The organism is Cobetia sp., assembly GCF_983723665.1.
Map to the genome: position 1 here is coordinate 1 of NZ_CFDJES010000120.1, position 8,530 is coordinate 8,530.

At 63.6% G+C, this 8,530-nt stretch carries 11 protein-coding genes and 1 pseudogene; all 12 read right to left on the bottom strand.

What is annotated here, in order from left to right; genetic code table 11:
• Positions 1-208, bottom strand: a 208-nt coding sequence (locus AC4FAH_RS11485; RefSeq protein WP_288388043.1) for a transposase, incomplete at its 3' end; no start/stop codon positions are given.
• A 60-nt stretch (positions 209-268) separates the two neighbouring features.
• Positions 269-493, bottom strand: a complete 225-nt coding sequence (locus AC4FAH_RS11490; RefSeq protein ID WP_087720112.1) for a hypothetical protein — start codon at positions 491-493, stop codon at positions 269-271.
• A gap of 105 nt (positions 494-598) precedes the next feature.
• Positions 599-1,057, bottom strand: coding sequence for a hypothetical protein (locus AC4FAH_RS11495; RefSeq protein ID WP_043337196.1), 459 nt, complete (start codon positions 1,055-1,057; stop codon positions 599-601).
• 66 nt (positions 1,058-1,123) lie between these two features.
• Complete coding sequence (locus tag AC4FAH_RS11500; protein WP_209443825.1) at positions 1,124-2,527, bottom strand: DUF3141 domain-containing protein; 1,404 nt, start codon at positions 2,525-2,527, stop codon at positions 1,124-1,126.
• On the bottom strand, positions 2,524-2,823 hold the full coding sequence (locus tag AC4FAH_RS11505; RefSeq protein ID WP_209443826.1) for a DUF3141 domain-containing protein: 300 nt from the start codon (positions 2,821-2,823) through the stop codon (positions 2,524-2,526). The genes AC4FAH_RS11500 and AC4FAH_RS11505 overlap by 4 nt, the downstream gene beginning before the upstream one ends.
• 49 nt (positions 2,824-2,872) lie before the next feature.
• A pseudogene (locus AC4FAH_RS11510) lies at positions 2,873-3,079 on the bottom strand (hypothetical protein); the annotation flags it as partial.
• Between the two features lie 84 nt (positions 3,080-3,163).
• Positions 3,164-3,823, bottom strand: coding sequence for a methyltransferase family protein (locus AC4FAH_RS11515; protein WP_043337201.1), 660 nt, complete (start codon positions 3,821-3,823; stop codon positions 3,164-3,166).
• Positions 3,816-4,061, bottom strand: coding sequence for a DUF2933 domain-containing protein (locus AC4FAH_RS11520; protein WP_052384922.1), 246 nt, complete (start codon positions 4,059-4,061; stop codon positions 3,816-3,818). The genes AC4FAH_RS11515 and AC4FAH_RS11520 overlap by 8 nt, the downstream gene beginning before the upstream one ends.
• Before the next feature lie 2 nt (positions 4,062-4,063).
• On the bottom strand, positions 4,064-6,472 hold the full coding sequence (locus AC4FAH_RS11525) for a copper-transporting P-type ATPase (RefSeq protein ID WP_175090792.1): 2,409 nt from the start codon (positions 6,470-6,472) through the stop codon (positions 4,064-4,066).
• 100 nt (positions 6,473-6,572) lie between these two features.
• A complete protein-coding gene (locus AC4FAH_RS11530; protein ID WP_043337204.1) occupies positions 6,573-6,827 on the bottom strand; it encodes an SHOCT domain-containing protein in 255 nt (84 codons plus the stop codon).
• A gap of 201 nt (positions 6,828-7,028) precedes the next feature.
• Positions 7,029-7,367, bottom strand: coding sequence for a DUF5676 family membrane protein (locus AC4FAH_RS11535; protein ID WP_225347873.1), 339 nt, complete (start codon positions 7,365-7,367; stop codon positions 7,029-7,031).
• Complete coding sequence (locus AC4FAH_RS11540) at positions 7,360-7,713, bottom strand: YHS domain-containing protein (RefSeq protein WP_052384923.1); 354 nt, start codon at positions 7,711-7,713, stop codon at positions 7,360-7,362. The genes AC4FAH_RS11535 and AC4FAH_RS11540 overlap by 8 nt, the downstream gene beginning before the upstream one ends.
• Between the last annotated feature and the right edge of the window lie 817 nt (positions 7,714-8,530).

An 8,530-nucleotide genomic window follows, 5' to 3' on the forward strand; every position in this document is an offset into this window, starting at 1 on the left:
GGATCTCACGCTGTTCCGGCGTCAGAGCCTCACCTTTCAGCGGCGCCTTGCCTGCTCGCTCAGCCCGAAGCCTGCGTACCCAATATTCCATGGTGGATTTGCCAACTCCCATGGCCTCACACGCCGCCTTCAGCGTGTAACCCTGATCGACCACGAGTTGGGCCGCTTCCAAGCGAAATTCCGGGCTGAACGTTCTCTTCTTCGTCATCATCTGCACCTGACTGTCTCTGTGAGTGATCATACACTCAAAATCAGGTGGCCAGATTCACTATGCCACTACACACCCGATCGCCGCGGCGGCCTCGACGATCTCGGTGGGACGGCCGATGAGCACCGGCTCGGCGATGCCCAGCCTCGCCGCCTCGCGAAGCGTCTCCAGCACGGCGGCCTGGGCCGCGTTGACCACGGCGACGCGGATCGGGTTACCGCCACCGGCTCGCTGAATCAGATCATCGAGCGTCGCAAGGGCCACTGGCGTTGCCGTCTGGGTCATGTCACCTCCTGGGTGTTGGTTAATGTGCGCTGCACGTGCCGGGCGATCATCCGTTCTTCATTAGTGGCTACGACCTCTGCTTAGACGGCCCTGTAGCGTCGACATCTATAGATCCCGAGCCCGGTTGATCTGCTGGGACAGACGCATCGCCTCGTGTTCCTCCAGCTTCAAGAGCTCGCGAACGAGATCCCGAGCCTCGGGGATGTCGGCGCGTCCTTCCAGGTAGCGGTATAGCGCGATGACCTGATCGTGCAGCGAGAAGACTTCCCGGCTGATGTCTTCGAAGCCCATCTCGGCATAGGGCAAATTGCACGCCTGATGGGGTTTGATGGGCGCATGCGACAGATAATCGTAGACCCAGGTGTTTAGGGCCTTGGGGTCGGCCTGCTTCTCGAAGCTGGCCACGGTGTGCTCCAGGACCGCCTCGTGATCGGCGAGATACTCCAGCAGTGATTTGGCCCGTGCCTCCTCCTGCCGGGTGGCACAGTGCCTGAAGCACTCGGCCAACTGGGCATGCAGCTGGCGAGTCCAGTCGATCAGGTCATGAAAGGTCTCGATCTTCATTTATTGCTCTCCATTAGTGGGTTGCTCTATAGGTATTGGCTGTAAACCGGGTCGGCTTCGACTGGGTCACTCGTTCTCGCTCCACCATCCCCCGCCGTAGAGGCTGCGAAACCCCATCTCGTACATGCTGTCGCGGGTCGTGCCGGCAAGCTCCAGCGTCGAGGCGATAGAGTCGCTCAACAGCGTCTCCCATTGCCGATAGGGGGTGTCACTATCGATCGGCGCCGGTGCGGTCTCTACCATCTCGGCCAGCCACTTCACACCGGTCATCCAGGGGGAGAAGCGTTCCGAGTACATCAGCCGGCTGGTCCGCGCCGGATGCAGTTGACGCAGCACCTCGGCTGACCAGGGGGTGGTGTAAAACCGCACCCAGGGCCCGACGAAGGTCTCGTAGAGGGCCACATTGTGCTCGGAGAGCGCTCGCACCCCTTCGAACGCCGGGGCCCGGTCGGGAAAGTTCATGTCTTCCACGCGGCGCTCCTCGAAGCGCACCTGGAACTGGGGCTTGTGACAGTCGGGGTCGCCGGTGGGGTTGTCGATGCGCATCTCGTAGAGGCCAGGGGCCAGGTCATTCAGATTGCCGACGCTCTCGAGGATCGCTCGGTGCTCGAGGCGCGCCACCTTGGAGGAGACGAAGATGCCCAGATGCCCGACGTGGGGATTGAGCAGGTAGACGATACGCTGGTCGGCGGCCTTGAGTGCCGCGGTATCGGGATAGACCGCGGGGATCCAGTTGAGCGCCTGATGGGGCGGGGTGATGTTGTCGCCGCCGGAGGCGAAGATCACCAGGGGGTTGCGGATGCGCTTGAGGTCGACGCTACAGCCGGGGCAGACCTCGAGCTCGCCACGCTCCAGCTTGTTGCCGACGAAAAGGTTCTCGACGATGGCAACGATCTCCTCTTTGCTCAGGCTATAGAAGCCCGTCCACCAGCGCTCGAACTCGAGGAAGCGTTCGCGCTGGCCGTCGATGTCGGCGAACAGCTGATAGTCCTTCTGCCACAGGGTATTCGCAGGCTTGAGGGCTTCGAAGTTGGTGGCGAGGTTCGCACCGTCGAAGCGCCCGTCTCCCAGGTCGGCCATCAGGTGCGTCAGCCAGGCACCGCCAAGCAGGCCGCCGGCGAGGCGCATGGGATTGACGCCGGATTCGCCGGACCAGTAGGAGAGCGGCGAGCCGTTCAGCACCGCCGGCCCGACCAGACCCTCGCAGTCGGCGGAGAGCAGCGCGATGGCCCAGCCCGCCTGGCAGTTACCGTAGAGCACCGGCGGCTGGCCGGGGTGGCGCTCGGCCAGCGTCTCGACGAAGCGGCGCAGGACGTGCAGCACGTCCTCCAGTGTCTGGCCGGGGACGGGCTCGGGGAAGAAGATCACGAAGTAGACCGGGTGTCCCTCGTGGAGCGCCATGCCCACCTCGGAGTCGCGCTTGAAGCCGCCGATGCCTGGGCCGTGGCCGGCACGCGGGTCGACGATCATCCTGGCGGCCTAGTCTCGTCGAGGCAGTCCTCCAGGCAGTCCTCGCCGACCCGGGTGATGCGCAGCAGGGCATAGTTGGCGGGGCGCGCCAGTCGACGGCCATCCACGAGCATCTCGTAATCGAAGTCGAGCAGTGGCGGCTTGCCCGCCTGCTCATGCTCGAGCATGTTGTCCGCGCGCTCACACAGCGTGTCCAGGTAGCGTACGCCGCGTCGCCACAGGTCGGTCTGATAGGCGAGTAGCTCCGTGGCCGGGTGGCTCGGGAGGGTGCCTTCTTCGGGCTCGGGTGCGGTCATCGGGGCGTCCATCTCTGGTGGGGCGGTGGGTTGGCGCTTGCGCGGGGTTTTATGAGCCGTGGGTGGCTTGGTGGTGGATGTTTTGGCGGTCATAGTGGATACCTCTCAGTGTCAGGATGTCGTGGGCGCCGATCTCGATCCGGGACTCGGACAGGAAGCGGTACGGCGGAACCTTCAGGTTGATCGGCGCCGGCACCGCCTTGAACACGCGTCCGGCGAAGTCGAACTGGGAGCCGTGGCAGGGGCAGAAGAAGCCCCGGGCGAGTCGTCGCTGACGACCACGATCGTGCCGACGAGAAAAACGTCTGCTTTTCATGACTGCACCTCTGGGATTTTGTCCTTACAGGCGCCAGCCACTCGTACTCGCCATCCGCAGGTGCGGAATGAAGCGTGGCGTGCGGGCCGCGTAGGTCTGCCATTTGTCGCCAAACTGGCGCGCTACGTCGCGCTCTTCGTGGATCGCCAGTCGTGAGTACATCCACACCAATACCGGGAACATGACCAGGGTCAGCAGGGTGGGCCACTGCAGCAGGAAGCCGGTCATCACCAGCACGAAGCCGGCGTACTGGGGATGCCGGACATGGGCATAGAGCCCGGTGGTGGCCAGTTCTCCCCGCCGCTGGGCGGTATAGAGTGACCGCCAGCCGGCGGCGATGAGCCAGAAACCCGCGGCGATGAACACCATGCTCAGCAGATGGAACGGCCCGAAATGCGGGTTGGCCTGCCAGCCGAACAGCATCTCCAGCAGGTGGCCCGCATCGTGGCTGAACCAGTCCACCTCCGGGTGGCGCGACTGCAGCCAGCCGGAGAGGAAGTAGAGGGTCAGCGGGAAGCCGTACATCTCCGTGAACAGCGCCACCAGGAAGGCGCTGAAGGCCCCGAACGAGCGCCAGTCGCGGCGCGTCTGCGGCTTGAAGAAGCTGAAGGCGAAGAAGATGAAGATCGCCGAGTTGAGAATGACCAGGCCCCACAGCCCATAGGCGGGTACGTCATCACTCATCGCGTCCTCCCTTGTGATCATCATGCCCGCCATGACCCCCGTGGCCTCCATGTCCGCCGTGCATGAACACATGCATTAGCGGACAGGCGAGCAGGATCAGCCAGGGCAGGGCACCGAGCAGGTGCACCTTGTGCTCCTCCCAGAGCAGGAAGCCCATCACCGCCAGGGCGATCGCCACCATGAGCCAGAAGCTGCCTTTGCTGGGTCCTCGCTCCAGCCACCCCTTTTCGTCATGCATGATCAAATCCTCACCCGGCGCAGGCGCAGCGAATTCATCACCACCGACAGCGAAGACGCGCTCATCGCGAAGGCGGCGAACATCGGCCCGATCAGGATGCCGAGGAACGGATAGAGGATCCCGGCGGCGATCGGTACGCCGGCCCCGTTGTAGACCAGGGCGAAGAACAGGTTCTGCTTGATGTTGCGCATGGTGGCCAGCGACAACTTGCGGGCCCGAACGATGCCGTCGAGGTTGCCCTTGACCAGCGTGAAGCCGGCGCTTTCGATCGCCACGTCGGCGCCGGTGCCCATGGCGATGCCCACATCGGCCTGGGCCAGGGCGGGAGCGTCGTTCACCCCGTCGCCCGCCATGGCCACCTTGCGGCCTTGTTCCTGCAATTCGCGGATGATGCGGGCCTTGTCCTCGGGCAGCACGTCGGCGCGGATCTCATCGATACCCAGTCGCCCGGCCACCGCCTTGGCCGTCCGCTCGTTGTCGCCGGTGGCCATGATGATGCGAAAGCCAAGTTTGTGCAGCGCCTTCAGGGCCTCGGGGGTGGTCTCCTTCACCGGGTCGGCGACGCTGACCAGGCCGGCGATCTGGCCATCGAGCACGACGAACATCACCGTTTCGCCTTCATCGCGGCGGGCGTTCGCGGTCTCGGAGATCCGGCCGCCATCGAGGCCCAGTTCGGCCATCAGCTTGGCGTTGCCGAGGGCCACCGACTGGCCGTCCACGACCCCCTTGACGCCCATGCCGGTCACGGCTTCGAAATCGGTGGCATCGGCGAGGGATACGCCACGTTCTTCGGCGCCGGCGACGATGGCCTCGGCCAGTGGGTGTTCCGAGCCACGTTCGAGGCTGGCCGCCAGGCGCAATACCTCGGCCTCGTCATGCCCTTCCTCGGGCAGCACCGCCACCAGCTTCGGCTTGCCTTCGGTCAGGGTGCCGGTCTTGTCGACCATCAGCGTATCGACCTTGGCGAAGCCTTCCAGCGCCTCGGCATTCTTGATCAGTACGCCGGCCTGCGCGCCGCGTCCGGTGGCCGTCATGATCGACATCGGCGTGGCCAGCCCCAGTGCACAGGGGCAGGCGATGATCAGCACCGCCACCGCCGAGACCAGCGCATAGGACAGCGCCGGCGCCGGCCCCCAGATCGCCCAGGCGATGAAGGAGAGGATGGCGACGCCGATCACCGCGGGCACGAACTTGCCCGCCACCTTGTCGGCGAATTTCTGGATCGGTGCGCGGCTGCGCTGGGCGGCAGCCACCATCTCGACGATCTGGCTGAGCATGGTGTCGGCGCCGATGCGGGTGGCCTCCATGACCAGGCTGCCGGTGCCGTTGATCGTGGCCCCGGTGACCTTGTCGTCTTTGACCTTTTCCACCGGCACCGGCTCGCCCGAGATCATCGACTCGTCGATCGAGGAGCGGCCCTCGACCACCACGCCGTCCACCGGCACCTTGTCGCCGGGGCGCACCCGCAGGTGGTCGCCCACCTGCACGTCTTCCAGCGCGACCTCTTCTTCGCTGCCGTCGGGCCGGATCACCCGCGCGGTCTTGGCGGCCATGTCCATCAGCGCGCGGATCGCCTTGCCGGTGCCTTCACGGGCGCGCAACTCCATCACCTGACCCAGCAGTACCAGGGTGACGATCACCGCCGCGGCCTCGAAATAGACGCCGACGGTGCCGTCTTCCCGGCGAAAGCCGTCGGGGAAGACGCCCGGCACCAGCACCGCCACGATGCTGAACAGATAGGCCGCGCCGACCCCCATGCCGATCAGGCTGAACATGTTGAGGTTCATGGTGCGGAAGGAGTTGTAGCCGCGCACGAAGAACGGCCAGCCCGACCACAGGATCACCGGCGTGCTGAGCACCAGCTCGATCCACATCGCGTTGCGTTCACCGAAGAAGTCGCGAATGGCCCCGAGGCCCAGGTAGGGGCTCATCGTCAGAATCAGGACCGGAAGCGTGAGCACGGCCGCGACCCAGAAGCGTCGGGTAAAATCGACCAGCTCGGGATTCGGCCCTTCATCGCCGACCGCCGCCGATTCCAGCTCCAGACCCATACCGCACAGGGGGCAGGCACCGGGAGTGGTTTGGCGCACCTCGGGGTGCATCGGGCAGGTGTAGACGGCGCCGGCATGCCCGGCCGGCACCTTGTCGTACTTGCCGCCGTGGGCCGGCGCGGAGGCCCCATGACCATGCCCGTCATGCGTCTGCGAGTCGTCGCTTCCCACGGGCACGAGGTGCATGCCGCACTTGGGGCAGTCACCCGGCTGGTCGGAGACGACCTCCGGGTGCATCGGGCAGGTGTATTGGGCGCCACCCTGGCTGCCGGCGGCGTGTTGGTCCGTATCGCCGCTGCCTAGTGTCGGTGCCTCGTGCGAGGCATGCCCGTGACAATGGTCGTGTTGGTGTTGCGTCATGGAATCGTCTCCGTCGCTTCCGCGTCTTGATTCAACCTCGTGGCCCTATCTCGATAGGGTCGAAACTAATAGTGCCGTATCCAATAATCAGGAGGTGCGATCAAAGCAGAAGATCGCGCTTGCGTTGCTCGTACTCCTCGCGGTCGATTTCTCCCCGGGCGTAGCGTTCTTGAAGAAGGTCCAGGGCCGTTGGCCGCCGTTGAGAAAATGGCTCGCCCCGGCCTCGGGTCAGGCCACGCACCAGGAGAACGGCCAAGGCAATGACGATGCCCCAGAACAACACCATCATGAGCCCGCCGAAGAGCATATGCCCCCAGCCGTAACTCCCCATATACGCCATCATGTCGCCCCACATGGTCGGATCTCCTTTTCTTGTTACTTACTTTGCCCTGACGTCAGGCTAAAGCCTGCGGGTAACCCAAGGGTCAAGAGAAGGTAGAGATGAAAGTAGGCGGCTCTTGATCCCGGACAGTTTCCGACCTCTTCAGTGGAATGGAATCAACGCCGCACGCATGCGTTGAGGCCTTCGGTATTGAGTGATGGATTCGTTCATGGCCTACGCTCCGCTGTGTCGGTTGAGGCGTGTGACAAAGAAGTTGTATAGCGGGCCGAAGACCAGGGCGATGTACCAGCCGTAGCCGAAACTTTCGACCAGCCCCAGGAAGAAGCTTGACCAGCTGAGCCAAGTGAAGCCTGGCAACAAGCGCAGCCAGCTCTTATACATCGCCTGGTCGGGAAACAGCAGATCGAAGCCGACGCAAAGGATGAAGGTTACGGCCAGGAACAGCCCCAGGCTCATCCCGAGTGCGATCATGGGAATCCGCGGCGTTGCCTGAACCGGCAAGCGAGTTCCTGAACGGGGCTTGGCTGTCAACGGAGCATTGGCATCAGGCATCTTTGTTCTCCGGTTGGAGGGGCGAGGCCGTTGCACCAGGGACGAGATACTGTTCGGGCGCGGCCTCGAAGCGCTCCCGGCAGTCACGAGAGCAGAAGTAAAAGACGTGGCCATCGTGGACGCTTGGCTTGGCCCCTTTCGTTCTGACGGTCTTGCCGCAGACGGGGTCGACGTCCTCGGCTGGCGGAATCCACTCCAGCCCTTCAGTTGCACGTTGATTCCCTGGGCTATCGTTGTCGTGTTTGGTCCTGCCATGGCTGTGCCCCATGACGTGGGCGCCACAGCCGAACCGCATCATCAAGAAGAGGATTGCTGCCCAAAGCAGGAAGTAAAACAGTGCGTCCATAAAGTCTTCCTCGTGACGTCCGCTAAGCCGTACCCGATACCGAGCACTCGGGTGTGGTTGCGAATGTGCATGCACTTCTCATGGTGGGAAGAGTCTCTGCACACACAGCGGCCACTCCGGCAGTTGCCTGGATCAATGTGGGGCGGGCACGGGTTTTCTCCCACGCGGCCACGGCTGGAAGCGCGAGATGGAGATACGAGGTCGACTTAGACTCTGTAGCGTTGGGTCAAAAGGTAGACAGGAACCGAGGAGGGTGAGGGAGGGGCACTTGGCGAGCCGCTGGCGGTGACAACCCGGGGCGCTATGGCCGGGGCCGTCATGCTCAAGGGAAGGGGCTCGAGCTCCAAGTCCTGGCGCTCCAGGCGCAACAGGGCGCTGCCGACATTACGAGTGCCATGGCCATGGTGGCATCGCGGTTGAGGATAGTCTGCGTTGATGAACTCGGTGTTCGAGTGCGTATCTGCGTGAGGCTCAACGCCAACCTGGCCAGACTCAGTAGAGGAGGGAGCATCTGCTGAGGAGGGGTCATCTGCCATTGTGGCGGCGCTAGAGAGCAGTAGCACCATGCCCAGCAGGATGACCAGACCAAAGCGATGCCAGGCGGTGGCAGACCGCGAGGATTGCTTAGGAAATGACGTGTGCCTGGCCATGCGGCAGTGCTCCTGCAGAGTGATGTATATCTTAACCTAGCGCAGATTCGAACCTTGTCCATTGACACGGATCAAGACGGAGCTTGCCGTAAGCTGCAGCGGCCTCATTGAAGTGGTGACCTGGGCGAATGGCTGGGATGTAGTGGTCAAGTGTTTTTGGCCACCGA

Coding starts and splice junctions, on each gene's coding strand:
- AC4FAH_RS11490 (WP_087720112.1), bottom strand. CDS start 493: ATGACCCAGACGGCAACGCCAGTGGCCCTTGCGACGCTCGATGATCTG.
- AC4FAH_RS11495 (WP_043337196.1), bottom strand. CDS start 1,057: ATGAAGATCGAGACCTTTCATGACCTGATCGACTGGACTCGCCAGCTG.
- AC4FAH_RS11500 (WP_209443825.1), bottom strand. CDS start 2,527: ATGATCGTCGACCCGCGTGCCGGCCACGGCCCAGGCATCGGCGGCTTC.
- AC4FAH_RS11505 (WP_209443826.1), bottom strand. CDS start 2,823: ATGACCGCACCCGAGCCCGAAGAAGGCACCCTCCCGAGCCACCCGGCC.
- AC4FAH_RS11515 (WP_043337201.1), bottom strand. CDS start 3,823: ATGAGTGATGACGTACCCGCCTATGGGCTGTGGGGCCTGGTCATTCTC.
- AC4FAH_RS11520 (WP_052384922.1), bottom strand. CDS start 4,061: ATGCATGACGAAAAGGGGTGGCTGGAGCGAGGACCCAGCAAAGGCAGC.
- AC4FAH_RS11525 (WP_175090792.1), bottom strand. CDS start 6,472: ATGACGCAACACCAACACGACCATTGTCACGGGCATGCCTCGCACGAG.
- AC4FAH_RS11530 (WP_043337204.1), bottom strand. CDS start 6,827: ATGTGGGGCGACATGATGGCGTATATGGGGAGTTACGGCTGGGGGCAT.
- AC4FAH_RS11535 (WP_225347873.1), bottom strand. CDS start 7,367: ATGCCTGATGCCAATGCTCCGTTGACAGCCAAGCCCCGTTCAGGAACT.
- AC4FAH_RS11540 (WP_052384923.1), bottom strand. CDS start 7,713: ATGGACGCACTGTTTTACTTCCTGCTTTGGGCAGCAATCCTCTTCTTG.